The sequence below is a fragment of the Streptomyces sp. NPDC101490 genome, from assembly GCF_044767145.1.
Classification (GTDB): Bacteria; Actinomycetota; Actinomycetes; order Streptomycetales; family Streptomycetaceae; genus Streptomyces.
Genome location: NZ_JBIWNI010000004.1, coordinates 190,860 through 208,020, shown reverse-complemented (window position 1 = coordinate 208,020; position 17,161 = coordinate 190,860). Strand labels below are relative to the sequence as shown.

Below are 17,161 nucleotides of genomic sequence, written 5' to 3'. Positions count from 1 at the left end.
CTCGCGTCCCGGCCCCTGCCGCCGCCCTCCTCAGCCCAGCGGCTGGTACGGGAGGGAGGGGAAGTAGTCCTCCCGGGTCCCGTCCCGGCGGATGTCCCAGGTGGCGCAGTGCAGGGACCCGCCGTACTCGAAGACGTTGCGGAAGGGGAGTGTGAGGACCTCGAAGCCCAGGTCGGTGAGCAGGTCCTGCAGGGGCTTCTCCTGCTCCTCGCAGATGACCTTGTCCGGGGAGAGGCTCAGCACGTTCATGGAGAGCCACTTGGACGACTGGCAGTAGTCGGGCATCTCGTCGTTGGACAGCACGGGCTCGGGTGCCTCGACGAGCTGCCAGCCGTTCCGGGTGAACATCGGCAGCTCGTCCTCGCGCAGGGGCCGGTCCGGGTTGGTGAGGATCAGGCCGGGCCGCAGCGGGACGAAGGTGCAGTCGATGTGGGAGGGGAAGTAGTCCAGGGGGAAGTGGACCGGGTGGACCCGGAAGCCCTTGGGTTCCAGGGTCCGCTTCAGCCAGTGGATCCCGGCGCGGTTGGTGGTCATGGACTCCTGGACCAGGATGTCCCGTCCCATCCGGCTCATGTCGGCGGCGTCGAAGACGATCTCGTCCTGGGTGATGCAGAACTCCGAGGCGTGCATCCGGGCGTGCCGTTCCTCGATCGGCCACTCCCAGAAGTCCTGCCGGTACATGCTGTCGGCCATGGTCGGCTTGGGGGCGACGGTCCACGACACCCTGGGGTCGGCCTCCCAGTACTCGTAGACGAGCTCGCGGTACGGCTCGTACTCGAAGTAGCGGGCCCGGCGCGACATGGTGGCCTCGATGATCTCGTTCCCGATCGTGATCATCACGTCCCGCGGGCAGACCGCGCAGTACTGGTTGGGGACCTCGAAGTGGGGGGTCCGCAGCGGCCGGGAGTAGTCGTGCACGGCCGGGCGGCGGACCTTGACCCCCTGGCTCCGCAGGAGAGCGGCCAGTCCTTCGAGTTCCTCCTCGGCCCGGGCGACCGCCTCGGCCGACTTGGGTCCGGTCGGGAAGGGGGCTCCGGTCCCGCCGCGGACCTGCGGGCGGTTACCGGGTTCGGTCGGTTCGAAGGCGGCGCCGGCCGCGGTGCCCACGACCATCTCGCGCAGGGGGTCCCACTCGTTCCAGGCGTTCACCACGGGGGTGTCAGTGGCAGTCCGCATGAATGTTCCTTCCGTTTCTGTCCAGGGGGTTCGGGGCGGCCAGGTGCCGGTGACCGGCGCGGCCGGCCACCAGGTCGCGCACACGGGGCACCACGAACGATCTGGCGGGGCCGACCAGGTCCACGGCGGTGACCCCGGGGACGGAACGCAGCCCGTCGATCAGCAGCGGCAGGTTCGCCGTGTCGAACCACTGCTCCGTCACCATCTCCCGGTACGCCTCGGGGGTGCCGTCCACGCGTTCGCCGGTGGACGGGGAGATGACGGCCGCCGTCGTCGGCAGGAACTCCACCCCGGCCAGCAGTTCCGCGAAGGCGGCCCGGCCGGGGGCCGCGTACGGGCAGTGCTCGGCCCGTTCGAGCACGTCCAGGACGGAGACGCCGAGCCGGGTCAGGACGCGCCTGATCGCTTCGGTGTCCGTGCCGGTGATGCTGACGGCGATCACCCCGGCCCCCAGGTCGACGGAGAGCCAGGGCTGCGGGTCGTAGGCGCGCAGCGCGTCGACGAGCCGGTAGGCGTCTCCCTCCGACGAGGGCAGGACGGCGAGGAAGGTGCCGCTGCGGCGGACCGCGTTGGCCTCGATCTGACGGGTGTTGGTCTCCCGGATCAGGGTGAAGCAGGTCTCCTCGCTGATCGCACCGGCGAAGAGCAGGGCCGTCAGACAGCCGGCGCTGAGACCGCCGAACGCCTTCCATCCGGCGGGTTCCTCCGCCAGCCGCCTGATGAGGGCGACGGCGAGCAGTGCCTCGTGCACCGTGGAGGAGAGTCCGCCGCTGCCCTGCGCCGGGTCGACCCCGGCCGGGTCGAAGCGGCAGATCCGCGCGGCGCGCCGGAGGTGTTCGTCCGGCACCCGGACGATCGCCGCCAGCTCGTCCTCGGCCAGCGGGAGCAGTCCCGGTACGACGAGGGCCCGGTCAGAGGTCACCGGTGATGCCGCCCGTGACGGGAGTGAGTCCGCACTCCGGGTCGAGGGCCATCGACTTGGCCACGAAGGCCGAGGGCTCCAGGACGACATAGGTGTCCAGTCCGAGGTCCTCCAGGTAGCGGACGATCCCGCGCCAGTCGAGGACGGTGGTGAACTGGTCGATCATGTGCTGCCGGACGATCTCGCCGCTGGTGTGGGGGCGGCCGTCGTTGATGCTGATCAGGGGCAGCGAGGTGTTGCCGTACGGGTCGTGGAACTTCCATTCCTCGGCGTAGCGCCGGCGCACGGTCTCCATCAGGCCGCAGTGCCCGGGGAAGCTGTGGGGGATCGGCCGGAAGAGGGCGCCCGCCCTCATCAGCGCGGGCTTCATGGCTTCCAGGTCCGACAGTCGGCAGCCGCCCAGGAACTGGTTGCTCGACACCGTGGCGGCCAGGTGCAGCAGCGGGTCCAGGCCGTCGGCCCGCAGTTCGTCGAAGACCCTGCCGGAGTCGCAGTTGTAGAAGAAGACGCTGACGTAGTCGGTCCCGGCGAAGACCTCGGTCTCGATGGTGGCCATCGTGTGCGACATGCGCACCATGTCCTCCAGCGAGACCCAGCCGACGGCGGCGGCGGCCGTGAGGTAGCCCAGGCTCATGCCGGCCACCACGACCGGCTGGACGTCCCGGACGCGCAGGTCCTGCTGCCAGCCGGCGATGCCCATGATGTTGATCAGCGGGCGCCGGAAGCGGGGGTCGTTGGCCTCCTCCTCGGTGCCGTTCTTCAGGATGGCCCTGAAGTCCATCGCCAGGGTGTCGCTCGCCAGGTCCAGCAGGACGTCCATCCGCTTCGACAGACCGCGCCGCCGGATCTCGTCGTCCACGTGCACCTGGGAGGGGAAGATGTATGCGCCGGTCCTGCTCACAGCGAGAAACCTCCGTCGACCACGACCACTTCACCGTTCACGGCCTCGAATCCGGCGCCGGTGACGAGCCGGATCACGGAGGCCACCTTCTGCGCCGGTACCGCGGGGTCCGCGGAGCCCGGCGTCGTCATGCCGTCCATCACCTGTGCGGGCACCATGCTCAGCAGCTGCGTGTCCTGGATCGGACCGGGCGAGACCGTGTTGAAGCGCACTCCCACCGCGCCCCATTCGCGGGCGAAGCCGCGGGTCATGGCCTCGACGGCCGCCTTGCCCGCCGCGTATCCGACCGCGCCGACGATGTAGCGCCGGGTGATGACCGAGGAGACGTTGACGACGCTGCCGCCGCCGGTGCCCGCCATGGCCTGCGCGCTGATCGCGTTGACCTGGTAGGCGCCGAAGACGTTGGCGTCGATGACCGACCGGAACGCGAGGGCGTTGGACACGGTCGCCACGGCCGGGTCACCGGACACGGCGCAGTTCACCACGACGTCGCACGGCGTGACCCGAGCGAGCAGCGCACGGATCGTCGGCCCCCTGGGGTCGGGGTCGGGCAGCGTGAGCTGGTGGATCTCGGCCGTCCCGCCGCGTTCGGCGACCGTCGCGGCCGTCTCCTCCGCCGCGGTCCTGCGGCCGTGGTAGGTCAGGTGCACCGTGCTGGCGTAGGGGGCGAACTCGGCCGCCACCGCCCGGCCCAGGCCGCCGGTGCCGCCGATGACCAGGACGTTCCGGTAGGTCTTCGTGTGGGTTCCGCTCATCACTGCTCTCCGCCCAGGCGATCCGTGATCGCACGCGTGTCGATGCGCCGGGCCAGGTTCTTGTGGAGCACCGCCAGCCGTTCCCGGTCGGCGTGCCGCCCCACGCGGGGCTGGTAATGGGGATAGGGCCGGTAGAACTCGGCCCGGGTGATCGACGACATCAGCGCCGGGACGGTGCCTTCGGGCGTCTGGAGGTAGTCGCGGCACACCGCTTCGAAGGACATGTCGTCCGCCAGGCCCAGCTTGACGGTGGCCTCGTTGTGGACCCCCGTGGTGAGCTGGACCCGCTGGCAGTCGCGCACCTCGAAGAGGTAGTCGATCAGCAGCATCGCCGCCTCCAGGCCGATGCCGGTGCGCCACAGCCTGGCGTCGCCGACGGCGCCCCCGACCTCGTAGACCCGCTCGCCCAGCCGCCAGAAGTGGGCCAGGCCGATGACCTTGCCGTGGTTGTCGGCGATCAGGGCCGCGCGGTTGTGGTCGTTCTCCAGTGAGGCGTACTGGGACTCACGGACCAGCCGGCTCGACGTGCCGCGCAGCAGGGCTTCGCACTCGGTCGCGCTCAGCCATTGCGCGACATCTCCGAGGGCCTCCTCCGAGACGGGCAGGATCTGGCACATCAGGCCTTTCACGGGAGACCGCTATCCGTTCCGCAGCTGCTCGTGGATGCCGCGCAGCGTGGTGAAGTCCTCGATCTTGAGGTCGTACACCTTGTCCCCGAACGTCTGCAGGAGGGCCGAGGCGAACCGCATGGTGTCCAGCGATTCCAGTCCGTAGGTGTTGCCCGAGCCGAAGACGACGTCCTCGTCGCCCGGGGCCTCGCCGCCGAACCGGTCCGCGAACAGGTCCATGAACACTTTGCGCAGTTCTTCCACGGTCATTCCTCCGTACTGATGTCATGCGGCAGCCGGAAGCACATCGAGCCCCACATGAATCCGGCTCCGATGGCTCCGAGGACGATCAGGTCGCCGGCCTTGGCCTTGCCGTCCGCGGCGAGGCGCCACAGCGCGGTCAGCGCCGATGCCGCACCGGTGTTGCCGAGGACGTCAGCGGTGACGGGCACCTTCGCGGCGTCGACGCCCATGGTGCGGGCGATGTAGCGCAGCAGGCGGACGTTGGCCTGGTGGAAGGCGAATCCGTCGACCTCGGACGCCTCGACGCCCGCGGCGGACAGCGTCTCGGCGACGGACTTGGGGACACGGGTGGTGGCCTCCTGCCACACCACGCGGCCGTCCATCGTCAGATGGGGGTTCACCGGTGCCCTGCCGGGTGTGTTGCGCGCGTGGTTCAGCATGCTCGGTCCGGCCAGCGCGACGGCGGGCGAGTAGGCGTTGCCCAGGTCGTAGGCGAGGAGACCGCCCGGACCTTCGGTCCTGGACAGCACGGTGGCGCCCGCCGCGTCGCCGAAGAAGATGCGTACGGTGCGGTCGTCCGGGTCGGGGAGCCGGGAGGCGCCCTCCGCGCACACCACCAGGGCGTTGCGCATGCCCGGCTCCTGCAGCATGCAGGAGGCGGTGTGCAGGGCGTAGACGACCGAGGCGCAGGCGTGCTGGGCGAGGTCCAGGATGCGGGGTGTGGTGATGCCGAGCCGCTCCGCGACGATGACGCCCAGGGACGGCACGATCCACTCCGGTGAGCTGCTCGTGACGATGAGGACGTCGACGTCACGCGCTTCGATCCCGGCGCTGCGCACCGCCCGCTCCGCGGCCCGGACGGCGAGGTCGGTCACGGTCTCGTCGGCGCCGAGGAAGCGGCGCTCGCGGATTCCGGTCTTCTCCTCGATCCACTCCGGAGTGGTGTCCAGCGTCTCGCAGAGCTCGGCGTTGGTGACCACCCTGTCCGGCAGGGCGAGACCGCAGCTCCGCAGGCTGACCGGGGCGAGATCCCACGTGGGCACGGTGGTCCCCTCTCAGGTTGGCTGACCGATGGAAGTGAGGCAGGGAGGCCGGCGGGCCGGCTGCCCAGGACGAATCCGGGGCAGCCGACCCGCACTACCGATTCAGCAACCGTCGCTGTTGGTGCTGACGGGCATCTCGACGCCGTCGGCGACGATCTCGGTGCCCTGCAGGTCGATCACGTTGGTGAGGTCCATGGTTTTTCCTCCTCTCGAAGTGAGACACGGGTGGGAACACCGCCGTTACCGGCGGTGGGCTCAGGGGGTGACGCGAGGACCGCGGTTCACGCACTCCACGACGTGCCGTCATGGGCGGTCGTCAGGTCCTCGAGCGTCTTCTTCCGCAGCGCGGCGAGCAGTTCCGCACGGTCGCCCGGGTGCCTCCGGTCAGAGGCGGGAAACGCCGCGAGGTTCGCACAGCAGATCGCTGCCGGCCAGTACTCGCCATCGATGAAGAAACGATTCCTTAGAACACCTTCGACTTCGAAGAAGTCGTGTTCCGTGAGGTATTCGAGCAGCACGTCGCTGTAGGTCGGCACCAGCAGTTCGACACGGTTGACCTCGGACGAACGGGTCAGCAGGGCGACCGCCTCCCGCAGGGCCTCCTCCACCAGCCGGGCCGTCCAGGCCCGGTCGTCGGCGGAGGAGACGCTCAGCTGGAAGAAACCGGGGGTCTGTCCGGGCCACCAGCTCACCGCACCCACCGTACGGCCCGAACGGCGGACCACGAGATGCGATTTCCGCTCGTCCCTGACAATACGCTGGCGTTGAGTCACGGTACGCCACACAGGACCATCGGTCGAGACGTAGGAGAACACCTGGGAAAGCGCTTCGTCAAGAAGTCGCTCATCCCTTTCCGTGAGCACCGGAATGAACTCCGATTCATTTTCCTGCTGGTTACTCACTTCGCCTCCCGACGTTTCTTCCGGCGCTTTTCCTGCGCTGCTCTCGAATTCGTCATGAACGTATGCCAGTTCGGATGGGCCGTCAACGTCCGGCGAACTCAGCTCGCACGCAGCGCACCCGGGGAATCGCCGACGGAATCCGCCCGCCGCTGAAGGACCTCCGCACACTCGGACCACATGGTGAGGTTCGCCCGGATCAGCGCCGCCACCACCGAGGCGCAGTGCGCGGGGACGCGCTCGGCGATGCCGCCCGGGTCGGCGGTCTGGTCGGGGTGCTGGCTGAGCCAGCGCAGCAGGCTGCGCCCGCTCTCGTTGGACCGCAGCGACGGGTCGTTGCGCAGCCGCTGCAGCAGCACCGCCCGCTCGTGCGGCGGCGGATGCCCCGCGGAAGCGGGGGCGGCGGCGCGGATGCCGGAGGCCTCGCGGGGTACGGCGCTCCGCTGGCGCGGCGGCAGCGGATCGTCACCCGCCTTGAGCCTGGCCTTCACGTCGGCCGCGGTCGACGGCGAGATGCCCGCCGCCCGTGCGACCTCCCGCAAGGACAGGTCCGGCCTTCCGATCAGCAGTTCACGCGCCTGGAGCCGCCCCTCGACGCCGCTGACGGGCCGGGCCCGGCCATCGGCGCCGACCCGGGTGTCCGACTGTTCGATCTGGACGGTCGAACGGCGGCGGAGAGCCGCGACGGTGCTGGGGGACAGACCGGCGAGGCGGGCGATCCGCCGGTCGGACCAGCCGGGAGAGCCGGTCATGATCCTTTTCGCCGCCGCCCTGCGGTCGGCGGCCGTGAGGGGCAGCCCGTGCCGCGAGTTCAGCAGCACGGCCAGGACGAAGGCCTCCTCGCCGGCGGCCTCGTAGAGGCGGGCACGGATCTCCCGCAGTCCGCGCAGGGCGGCGGCGCGCACACGGTGCGCCCCGTCTATCACCCGCATCGTGGCCGCGTCCACGACGATCGGCGGGAACTCCTCGCCCGATTCGGCGAGCGTCTGAATATGAACCTCGACCTCACCGACGACTCGCGGTGAATCGACGAGCTTCAGGGCGTCGATGGGAACGTCTTCAACCGGACACTTTTCAAGTCTCTGCTCCAGCACGGTCAGGTCGTCCTGCACGGCTCCCCCAGGTGACAGAGACGTCTGCCGCCCGAGGCGGATCAGTCGGCAGACGTCCTAGACGGCTATCTGCGGGCAGAGTAACGACCGGCGCTTCTCGCTCCTTTTTCCGCCGGATGCGGCACCGAAACAAATCCAGAACCTCGGACGCATCCCGCTCCGCCTAGTATCGGAGTCAGTTGTGCGAATACCTGAGGAGAGCTACGTGCGCATGCCCGTAAGACCGACCGTCAGATTCCTTGTCACCGGCGCGGCTCTCGCGGTGGGCTGGGGGCTCATCACCCCGCACGCGCCCGGGGCTCCGGCCACCCTGGCCGCCCCGGCCCCGGCGGCCGCCTCCTGGGGGTTCGGCGTGATGGCCGACGACCACCCCGAGCTCGGCGACCTGCCCTGGACCAGGTGACCGTCCTCCCCTCAGCGCCCCCCGCCCGGCGTGCCGTGCCGCTGCTCCGCGCCACCGTCGGGCAGGACGCGCCGGTCGAGCAGCCGGACCAGCTCGGCCGGCAGGACCGGCCCGCCGGGTTTCATCCACCCGAGGAAGCGGTAAAGCCGCTCGGCCCGCTCCTCCCAGTGCGGGCTGGACAGACCCCGCAGCACGGCAAGCGCGGACTCGGCGTTCGTCCGCGCCTCCCCCCGGGCCCCCCGCACCGCCGCCGCGCAGGCCAGGTCCAGCCGGATGCGGGCCTGCACGAACGCGTCGCCCACCTCGGTCGCCGCCGCCAGGGCCCGCTCCAGCGACATGACGGCCTCATCCGGTCGCCCCTGCCGCCACTGCGCCTCCCCGCACACGCGCAGCCCATGGGCCTCCCCCAGCCGGTCGGCCTCCGCCCGGGACAGCAGGACGACCTCGTGGCCGAGCTGACCGGCCTCCTGCGCCTCGCCCTCACTCAGCAGCGCCTCCGCCAGCCGGTAGAGGTTCTGCGCCTCCACGCGCGGCGAGCTGCTGCTCTCGCCCGCCGCGATGGCCTCCCTGATGAGGGCGATCCCCAGCCGGTTCTCCCCGCGCTCCAGTTCGATCTGGGCCAGCAGGCCGAGCGCGTGCGACCGCCCCGTGTCGTCCTCGGCCTGCTTGAAACAGTCGACCGCCTGGCGGCACAGCACCCCGGCCTCGTCGAGATCGCCCGAGAAACGGGCGCACAGCGCGAGGTTCCGCAGGACGGTGGCCTGCGTACGGGCGTCGCCCCCCGACTCCAGCACGAACACCGCCTCCAGCAGAAGCGCCCGCGCCTGCGGGAAGTTCCGCTGGTAGATCTCCACCGTGCCGAGGGAGCTCAGCATCGCCCCCACGCCCTCGCTGTCGCCGCTCGCCCGCGCGGCCCGCAGGGCGGTGCGGGCGACGGCACGCCACGCGTCGAGATGGCTGTGCGTCTCGAACAACGGGACCAGCCTCACCACCAGTTCCCAGGGGCGCCCCTCGGAGCCCACTTCCCGCCAGTGCCCGATCAGGTCCGTCACGGCCTGCCGCTCCGACTCCAGCCACGCCATCGGGTCGGACCAGGGCTCCTCCACCGGCAGCCACCGGGGCGAGCGGTACCCCGACTCCTCCTGGAGGCCCGCGGCATGACCCCGGCCGCGCAACTGCTCGTGCGCCCGGTCCGCCAGCACGAGCCACGCCCTGAACGCCCGGCCCAGCGCGGCCCGTCGGTCCTCCGGTCCCTCCTCGTCCGCACTTCGCTCCCAGGCGAACAGGCGCAGCAGGCTGTGCAGGGCGAAGCGCGGCGGCGTCCCGGGCGCGCCCGGCCTCACGTCCAGGAGCTGCGCCTGGACCAGCTGCTCCAGCAGGTCCTCGGCGTGCTCCGGGCAGACGTCCAGGAGGGCGGCTCCCGCCCACGCGGTGAAGTCCTCCACGGGCAGCAGACCCAGCAACCGGAACAACCGCGCCGTCTCCGGGGAGAGTTCGCGGTAGCTGCTCCACATGCCGCCGCGCACCCCGCCCTCGTACGGGCTGAGCACGTCCAGTCGGCGGCGCCTGTCCTCCAGCCGGCTGACCACCCTCTCGACGGAACCGTACGGTCTGGCGATCAGCGAGGCCCCGACGATGCGCAGTGCCAACGGCAGTCCGCCGCACAACTCCACCAGTTTCGCGGCTTGTTCGGGCGCTGCCCCGGTGTAGACGTGCCCCGCGACCGCGGCCAGCATCCGGCCGGACTGTTCGGGGGGCAACGGCTGCAGGGCGAGCTTCATCGCGGCGTAGTCGCCCGCGAGGAGTTCGAAGGAGTCGCGGCCGGTCAGCACGACACAGGACCGGCCCTCGCCCGGAATGAGCGGGAGGGCCTGTGCCACGGACCGGACGTCGTCCAGCAGCACCAGCATGCGCTTCCCGTCGAGCACGCTGCGGTACAGCGCCGAACGCCCGTCCAGGTCGTCGGGGATGTCCTCGTTGCGTACGCCCAGGGCCCGCAGGCACCGGTCCAGGGCCCGCATCGGTGTGACCGGGGACTCGTGCCCGTCGTGCCCGCGCATGTCGACGAAGAGCTGCCCATCGGGGAAGTGTCTGGCCACGCGGTTGCCCCAGGAGACCGCCAGCGCCGTCTTGCCCACACCGCTGGTGCCGGAGATGGCCGCTACGGCCAGGGGCACGTCACCCCGGTCCGCGTCGAGCAGCCGGTCGAGCGCCGCGATCTCCTCGTCACGACCGGTGAAGGCCGCCGCGGGCGCCGGAAGCTGGGCCGGAGGAGCGGGCGGGGCGGGCGGGGCCGCGGGTGCGCCGCTCCGGGGCCGCTCGGCCCCGGCCAGTTCGGCCAGTATGGACTGGTGCAGTTCCTGCAGCGCGGGTCCGGGCTCGGCGCCGATCTCCTCGATGAAGACCTTCCGTCCGGCACGGTAGATCTCCAGGGCCTTCGCCCTGCGACCGGATCTGCGCAGGGCCGTCATCAGGTGGAGTCGCGCCTGTTCCCTGAGCGGCCACTCCTCCACCAGGGGCGCCATCTGGGACGCCACCGGCCGGTGCTGGCCCAGGCGGAGCAGGAGATCGGCGTTCTCCTCGCTCACATCGAGCCACAGGTCCGTGAGCCGGGCCCGCTCGATCTCCAGCACACCGCCCGACAGCCCCTCGAAGGCCGTGCCGTTCCACAGCGCCAGGGCCTGCCGGAAGCACTCCGCCGCCTCGCCGTACTCCTCGTCGGCGGCGAACTTCCGCGCGCGGGAGACCAGTCGGCCGAGCACGTCGAGGTCGACGCCGTGCCTCCCGAGCACGAGGGCGTAGCTCCGGTGGCCGGTCACGATGAGCTGCTCGTCACCGGCTTCGGCACGGAAGATGCGGCGGAGCGCGTTGATGCACACCGCGATCTGGTTGCGGGCGGTGACGGGCCGTCTGCCACCCCAGACGGTGTCGATGAGGACGTCCACGGGCACGGGTGCTCCCGCGAACAGCAGCAGGGTCGCGAGGACGGTGCGCTGTCGGGGGCCACCGAGTGGAAGGGGATCACCGTCCACTTCGACCGTGAGCGGCCCCAACAGCTTGAACGACAAAGTTCGCAAGGCTCAATCCTCTGTCAGGGTAGACAGGACTCTCGGGCGCGTAGCAGCGCGGATCCGCGCGGCTACGGTCTCGGGAAACACTCGATGACGCGCTGACGTCCGGAGACGGCGAACCGGCCCCGGCGGCGACGTCATCGGGCCCTGTCAGACCCGGGGGCGCATCAGAGCTCCGAAGTCACCGGGTACGGGGCGCGCCGGGCCGGCCACGACCGCGGCGCGTGCCCCGCCGGTCCCCCGCCGCCACCTCGGCCCCCGAGCCCGCCGAACGACCTTCCGCATGGTCCCCCCATGTTGCACGCGATGCCCCTTCGCAAACGCACTCTCGGCCCGAACCCCTTGGTCAGAGGGTCGCTCACGCCACTGCCTGACCCCACACACCTCACCATCCTCACCCACATCACGCCAGGGTGGCACCACAATTTCACCCATGAAGTAACGGGGGACGGCTTCCCGTCGAGCGGGCCGAGCGGGCCGCACGGTGCGGTGACACGATCAAGTGGGCGGTGTCGGACGGGACATCGCTGCCGGAACCTCCGCCGGCCCGGGCGGACGTGGTGCCGCACGGCGGAAGGTGCCGCCGTACTACGGGGTTCCCCCGGCCGCGTCCACGGGAACGTTCCCCGTCACGTTCCCCGTCATGTCCACGGGTCCGGCACGGCGGATCCGGGTCGGGGCCGGCCCTCCGCCCCTGGGGACACGCGCGCGATGAGCCGGAGCACGGCGGCCGGTGAGGCGGTGGAGGTGGAGAGCTGCCGGACCCACGACACGGCGGCCGAGGTAGTCCGGCAGGACGGCGCGGGGGCGACCGGACGGGTCGACCGACGGCGGAGGGGCGAGCACGCGGGGCTCCGGACGGCTCCGGACCGCCTCGGTCCCGAACCCGCCCACCAGGAGCTCCATCGTCGCGTCTACCTGTCCGGCGCCCCGTCGCCGCCCTCGGGCCGGACGGGGCTCGGCGGTCGTCCGGTGGCGCCGGTCGCCGTGATCGCGCCCGCTTCGATGACGTGGACGGTGTCGGTGTAGCGGGCCACGAGGTCGTGTTCGTGGGAGACCACGACGAGGGTCATGGCGTGTTCCTCGCGCAGGCGGCTCAGGAGGTCCATGACTCCGGTGGCCGTCTCGGAGTCGAGGGCGGAGGTGATCTCGTCGCAGAGGAGGACGTCGGGGCCCGCGGCGAGCGCGCGGGCGAGGGAGACGCGTTGGCGCTGGCCGCCCGACAGCTCGCCGGGGTGGCGGTCGGCGTGCTCGGCGGTCAGTCCGACCTGGTCGAGGAGTTCGGCGATCCGGCCGGGCCTCGCCCGCCTGGGCAGGGTGGTGTGCAGGCGCAGGGGGCGGGCGAGCTGCTGGGCGACGGTGTGCCGGGGGTTGAGGGTGTCGAGGGGGTTCTGCGGTATCAGCTGGATGCGCCGCCGCTGATCGCGGGTGCGGCGCCGGACGTCGGCGGCGACGGTCCGGCCGTCGAGTGTCAGGTGGCCCGTGTGGGTGGGGTGGAGGCCCGCGAGGACGCGCAGCAGGGTGGTCTTGCCGGATCCGGAGGGACCGACGACGGCGCAGGCCGAGCCGGGCGGCGCGCTGAAGGTCACCCCGCTCAGGGCGGGGCGGCTGTCGTGTCCTGGTCCGAAGTGGGCGTGGACGGCCGTCGCGGTGATCCCGGCCCCGGCTCCGGGCGGGATCAGGGCCGGGGCCGAGGTCGGGAGCGGGGCCGGGGTCGAGGCCGGGACCAGCGCCTGAAATGGGGCCGGGGCCCGACCGGTCGAGGCGGACGGGATGCTCGCGGTGAGCGTCGTCCCGGAAGCCCCAGGAGCGCCAGAAGTCCCGGAGCTCCCAGGGGTCCTGGAAGACTCCGAGGTCCCAGAGCTCCCGTAGTTCCTACGACTCCCGGAGCTCCCGGAGCTCCCTGGTGTGAGCCGGATCGTCCGGTCCGCGCAGATCTCGGCGAGGTGCGGGTCGTGGGTGGCGATGACGACGGCCAGGTTCCTGCCCGTGGCGAGGTGCCGCAGCAGATGGGCGATCTCGTCGCGGAGGGTGGTGTCGAGTCCCGCGGTGGGTTCGTCGAGGAGGAGGATCCGGGGGTCCCGGGCGAGGGCGCGGGCGAGGGCGACGCGCCGCTGCTGGCCGCCGGACAGGGCCGTGGGCCGCCGGTCGGCGATCCCGGTGCCGGTGGGCAGACGGCACTCGGCGAGGAGTGCCCGGACGGTCTCCTCGGTGGGGGCGGCGGCGAGTTCGGCGACGAGGCGGCGCACGGTCATACGGGGGTTGAGGGCGGAGCCGGGGTCCTGGCCGACGTAGGCGACGGCGGTGCGGCGCAGGGCGCGCAGTTCCGCGTCGGGGAGCCGGTGCGGGGTGTGACCGAGGACGTCGAGGCCGCCGACGGCTTCGGCGCCGGGGGGCAGATGGCCGACGAGCGCGCGCAGGAGGGTGGTCTTGCCGCTGCCGGAGGCGCCCATGAGCGCGGTGACCCGCCCGGCGTGCATCCGGGCCGTCGTGGCGGGCAGCAGGAGCGCGCCGCCGAGGCGTATCTCCAGTCCCGAGACGGTGATGAGGGGCGGCTGCGCGGTGTCGCCGTCGGCCGGGGTGCCGTCGCTCATGAGCGGGTCACCGCCTTCGCTGTGGTGTCGGGGGCCAGGGTGTGGGTGACCAGGGTGACGGTGACGGCCACGGCCGCGACGGCCAGGCTGGGGGCGAGGACGGCCCAGGGGTTGAGGAGGATGCCGGGGGCGTTCTCGCGGATCATCAGGGACCAGTCGGAGGCGGGCGGCTGGGGGCCGATCTGGAGGAAGCCCGCCATGGAGATGACGTAGACGGCTTCGACGAACCGGAGGCCGAACAGGGTCAGGACGGTGGCGCGGAGGTTGGGGAGGATCTCGCGCAGGGCGATGTGACCGGTGGATTCCCCGCGGGCCAGGGCCGCTTCGACGTATCCGGCCGTGGCGAGCGGGGAGGCGGCCGAGGCGACGATCCGGATGGCGTACGGGACGCCGAGGACGATCGCGGCGGCGAGGACGGCCCACCGTCCGCCGCCGGGCCAGGCGAGGGCGATCAGCATGATGCCGAGCAGGGACGGCAGGAGGATCGCGAGGTCGGCGGCGCGTTCGACGGTGCGGCCCAGGGCGGGCCGCAGCACGGCGACGCATCCGATGAGGGCGGCGGCCCCGGTGGTGACGGTGGCGACGAGCAGGGCCCCGGCGATGAGGAGTCCGCCGCCGTGCAGGACGCGGCTGAGGACGTCGCGGCCGAGCTGGTCCCCGCCGAGTACGGCGCCTTCGCCCGGGGCGGCGAACGGTGCGGTGACCGGGGTGTCGACGGTGTGCGGTGCGATCAGCGGCCCGGCCAGGGCCAGGAGCAGCGGCAGGGCGACGAGGACGACGAGCGCGGTGGCCTTCGTACGCCGGGGGGCGCGGGCAGCCGCGGGCGGGGTCGCGGTCATGCGCGGGCTCCGAGGGTGGCGTGGCGGATGAGGTCGGCGGCCAGGAGCACGAGGGTGATGACGGCGCCCGCGCAGATGACGACTCCGGCGATGAGCGGGGTGTCGCGTGCGGCGACCGCGCCGGCGAGGACGGTGCCGATCCCGGGGTAGTTGAACAGGGTCTCCACGACGACCGCCCCGCCGAACAGCATTCCGGTGGAGGTGGCGATGCCGGTGGCGACGGCCGGTACGGCGCCGGGCAGCTGGTGGCGCAGCAGCACCCGGTGCGGGGGCAGTCCGTCGAGGTGGGCCGCTTCGACGTGCGGGGCGCCTGCCTGGTCGGCGAGCGCACCGCGTACGACCCGGGTGTTCCAGCCGGTCTGCGGGATGACCAGGGCGAGGACCGGCATGATCAGCATGGTCCAGGTCGCGGGGCGGCCGTCGCCGCCGGTCACGGTGGCGGCGGGCAGCCAGCCCGTCCACAGCGACAGCGTCAGCAGCAGGACGGCCGAGACGACGAACTCCGGGATCGCGAACGCGGCGGTGGAGGTGTGGGTGATGAGCCGGTCAGCCGGGCGGCCGGGGTGGGCGGCGGCCCAGCAGCCGAGCGACAGGGACAGCGCGACGGTGATCGCGAAGGCGCTGAGCGCGAGCAGGAGGGTGTTGGGCAGGGGGTCGGCGAGGAGTTCGGTGACCTTCTGCCCGCGTGCGGAGGTGCCCAGGTCCCCGGTGGGCAGGGCGGCCATCCAGTCGGCGAACCGCTCCCACACCGGCCGGTCGAGACCGAGCAGGCGGCGGCGTTCGGCGAGGTCGGCCGGGGATTCGCCGCGCTCGGCCGAGGCTCCGGCCGCGTCGCCCGGCAGGACTTCGACGGCGGCGAACACCAGGGCGAGCAGGACGGCCAGCATCAGCGCACGCCGTCCGGCCGTGGCGGCGATCCGCCGGGCGAGGTGCGCGGCGCGGCGCGGCGCGGTGGCCGCCCCCGCGCGGGGGGCGGCCACCGGGACGGTCCCGGCCGTCCGGCTCAACTCAGCCACACGCCTTCGAGCTGGACCCGGCCGTAACCCGCGAGCGCGGGCAGGTTCCGCACCTTGGGCGCCGCCAGGTCGATGCCGTCGGCCATGCCCCACAGCAGGTAGCCGGAGCGGTCGTGCTCGATCTGCTGGAGTTCCTTCAGCAGCGCCGCCCGCTCGGCCGCGTCGGCGGTGCCGATGACCTTGCGGTAGGAGGCGTCGAAGGCGGGGTCGTTCCAGCCGGACTCGTTCTGTCCGGCTTCGCTGACCATGGTCTTGGAGGCGAAGAAGACGACGGAGTCGTTGGTGCCCCAGTAGGTGGTGTAGAAGTCGCCGGTCTTCCAGGTCTTCTCCCAGAACGCTCCGGACTCCTGCTTGACCACCTTGATCCTGATGCCCGCCTCGCGGGCCTGGTTGGCGAACAGGGTGGCGGAGTCGGCGAGGCCCGCGATGTCCTCGGTGGTGACGAGTTCGTAGGTCTTCGTCAGGTCGAAGCCCGCGTCGGCCAGGAGCCGCCCGGCCTTGGCGAGGTCGCGCGTCCGCTGGGGTATGTCCTTGGCGAAGGCGGGGTCGCCGGTGCCGAGGATGTCGTTGGCGACCGTGCCGTAGCCGGAGAGGACCTGCTTGACCATGGCGTCGCGGTCCACGACCAGGCGCATGGCCTCGCGCACGCGCGCGTCGGCGAAGGGGCTGCCCTCGGCGGTGCGCATGACGATCGGCATCGCCATGTCGTTCGGGCGGCGCAGTACCTGGACGTCCTTGCGCGTCCCGGCGGTCCTGGCGGCGACGGCGCCGACGTTGGAGGCGAGGTCGATCTGTCCGGCGAGCAGCGCGTTGGCCATCGCCTGCGGTGTCTCGAACATGGTGACCTCGACGGCGTCGAGGTGCACGGTCCCGCCGTGCCACTTGTCGTTGCGCACGAGGCGGGCGTTGCCGCCGCGGAACCAGTCCAGCTTGAACGGGCCGGTGCCCGGGGCCTTGTCGAGCTCGGAGTCCTTGGTGTCCTTCTTCATCACGAAGGAGGCGAACCGGGTCAGCAGCGGGAACTCGGCGTTGGCGTAGTCGGAGACGACCACGACCGTGTCGGCGCCCTGGGCGGTGATGTTCCCGGCCTGGATGCCGGGCAGGCGGGCGGCGCCGGAGGGTGTGGCGCGCAGCCGCTTGAGCGACCACACCACGTCCTCGGCGGTGACCGGGGTCCCGTCGTGGAAGGCGGCCCCCTTGGCGATCTTGAACTTCCAGGTCTTCAGGTCGGCCGACGGTTCCCACGAGGCGGCCAGCCGGGGCGCGGTGTTGGTCCGTGCGCCGGGGACGGTCAGGGTGTCGAAGACGAGGGCGAGGACGAGGTAGTCGCTCTCGTTGGCCTGGGTGCCGTGCGGGTCTCGGGTGATCGCGCTCGCGCGTCCCAGCGCGCCGACGCGCAGGGTGCCTCCGGTACGGGGCTTTCCCGTGGCCGCACCAGGGGCCGGGGAGCCCCCGGACGTGTCACCGCCGCCGCAGGCCGCGAGAAGTCCCGCCGCTCCGATGCCGGTTCCGGCCCACAGGAGCTGTCGTCTGGTGACGCCCACGTCTGTCCTCGTCTCAGGGTTCGTACTCGGAGTTC

15 protein-coding genes are annotated in these 17,161 nt (G+C 71.9%); 1 reads left to right on the top strand and 14 read right to left on the bottom strand.

Annotated elements, in window-relative coordinates; all coding sequences use genetic code 11:
* Positions 1-30: 30 nt before the first annotated feature.
* From ACIRQY_RS12065 to ACIRQY_RS12025, 9 genes are all read right to left on the bottom strand, one after another.
* The gene (locus ACIRQY_RS12065; protein WP_351781254.1) at positions 31-1,176 is read right to left on the bottom strand and encodes a glycine amidinotransferase; all 1,146 of its coding nucleotides are present in this window, start codon (positions 1,174-1,176) and stop codon (positions 31-33) included.
* On the bottom strand, positions 1,160-2,098 hold the full coding sequence (locus ACIRQY_RS12060; RefSeq protein ID WP_351781252.1) for a hypothetical protein: 939 nt from the start codon (positions 2,096-2,098) through the stop codon (positions 1,160-1,162). Before ACIRQY_RS12060 ends, ACIRQY_RS12065 begins: the two co-directional genes overlap by 17 nt.
* Entirely contained in the window at positions 2,088-2,999 is a 912-nt protein-coding gene (locus ACIRQY_RS12055) for an ACP S-malonyltransferase (protein WP_403924256.1), read from the bottom strand. The genes ACIRQY_RS12060 and ACIRQY_RS12055 overlap by 11 nt, the downstream gene beginning before the upstream one ends.
* On the bottom strand, positions 2,996-3,754 hold the full coding sequence (locus ACIRQY_RS12050; protein WP_403924253.1) for an SDR family NAD(P)-dependent oxidoreductase: 759 nt from the start codon (positions 3,752-3,754) through the stop codon (positions 2,996-2,998). The genes ACIRQY_RS12055 and ACIRQY_RS12050 overlap by 4 nt, the downstream gene beginning before the upstream one ends.
* Positions 3,754-4,383, bottom strand: coding sequence for a GNAT family protein (locus ACIRQY_RS12045; protein ID WP_351781246.1), 630 nt, complete (start codon positions 4,381-4,383; stop codon positions 3,754-3,756). Before ACIRQY_RS12045 ends, ACIRQY_RS12050 begins: the two co-directional genes overlap by 1 nt.
* A 9-nt stretch (positions 4,384-4,392) precedes the next feature.
* Positions 4,393-4,632, bottom strand: a complete 240-nt coding sequence (locus tag ACIRQY_RS12040) for a hypothetical protein (protein WP_351781244.1) — start codon at positions 4,630-4,632, stop codon at positions 4,393-4,395.
* The gene (locus ACIRQY_RS12035; RefSeq protein WP_403924249.1) at positions 4,629-5,648 is read right to left on the bottom strand and encodes a 3-oxoacyl-ACP synthase III family protein; all 1,020 of its coding nucleotides are present in this window, start codon (positions 5,646-5,648) and stop codon (positions 4,629-4,631) included. Before ACIRQY_RS12035 ends, ACIRQY_RS12040 begins: the two co-directional genes overlap by 4 nt.
* A 281-nt stretch (positions 5,649-5,929) precedes the next feature.
* Positions 5,930-6,550: a hypothetical protein gene (locus ACIRQY_RS12030; RefSeq protein ID WP_351781240.1), complete on the bottom strand. Its 621-nt coding sequence runs from the start codon at positions 6,548-6,550 to the stop codon at positions 5,930-5,932.
* 98 nt (positions 6,551-6,648) lie between these two features.
* On the bottom strand, positions 6,649-7,659 hold the full coding sequence (locus tag ACIRQY_RS12025) for a ParB/RepB/Spo0J family partition protein (RefSeq protein WP_403924246.1): 1,011 nt from the start codon (positions 7,657-7,659) through the stop codon (positions 6,649-6,651).
* Positions 7,660-7,864: 205 nt separating this feature from the next.
* Between ACIRQY_RS12025 and ACIRQY_RS12020 the strand changes: the two genes are divergently transcribed.
* A complete protein-coding gene (locus tag ACIRQY_RS12020) occupies positions 7,865-8,062 on the top strand; it encodes a hypothetical protein (RefSeq protein ID WP_403924243.1) in 198 nt (65 codons plus the stop codon).
* Positions 8,063-8,073: 11 nt separating this feature from the next.
* On the opposite strand, the gene ACIRQY_RS12015 is transcribed toward ACIRQY_RS12020, so the two are convergent.
* The 5 genes from ACIRQY_RS12015 to ACIRQY_RS11995 form a co-directional block, all read right to left on the bottom strand.
* Positions 8,074-11,139, bottom strand: a complete 3,066-nt coding sequence (locus ACIRQY_RS12015) for a BTAD domain-containing putative transcriptional regulator (RefSeq protein ID WP_403924240.1) — start codon at positions 11,137-11,139, stop codon at positions 8,074-8,076.
* Between the two features lie 908 nt (positions 11,140-12,047).
* A complete protein-coding gene (locus ACIRQY_RS12010; protein ID WP_403924237.1) occupies positions 12,048-13,727 on the bottom strand; it encodes an ABC transporter ATP-binding protein in 1,680 nt (559 codons plus the stop codon).
* Positions 13,724-14,566 carry an ABC transporter permease gene (locus ACIRQY_RS12005; RefSeq protein ID WP_403924234.1) on the bottom strand — a complete coding sequence of 281 codons (843 nt, stop codon included), beginning with the start codon at positions 14,564-14,566 and terminating at the stop codon, positions 13,724-13,726. The genes ACIRQY_RS12010 and ACIRQY_RS12005 overlap by 4 nt, the downstream gene beginning before the upstream one ends.
* Positions 14,563-15,573: an ABC transporter permease gene (locus tag ACIRQY_RS12000; protein ID WP_403924688.1), complete on the bottom strand. Its 1,011-nt coding sequence runs from the start codon at positions 15,571-15,573 to the stop codon at positions 14,563-14,565. The genes ACIRQY_RS12005 and ACIRQY_RS12000 overlap by 4 nt, the downstream gene beginning before the upstream one ends.
* Positions 15,570-17,126, bottom strand: a complete 1,557-nt coding sequence (locus tag ACIRQY_RS11995; RefSeq protein ID WP_403924231.1) for an ABC transporter substrate-binding protein — start codon at positions 17,124-17,126, stop codon at positions 15,570-15,572. The genes ACIRQY_RS12000 and ACIRQY_RS11995 overlap by 4 nt, the downstream gene beginning before the upstream one ends.
* Between the last annotated feature and the right edge of the window lie 35 nt (positions 17,127-17,161).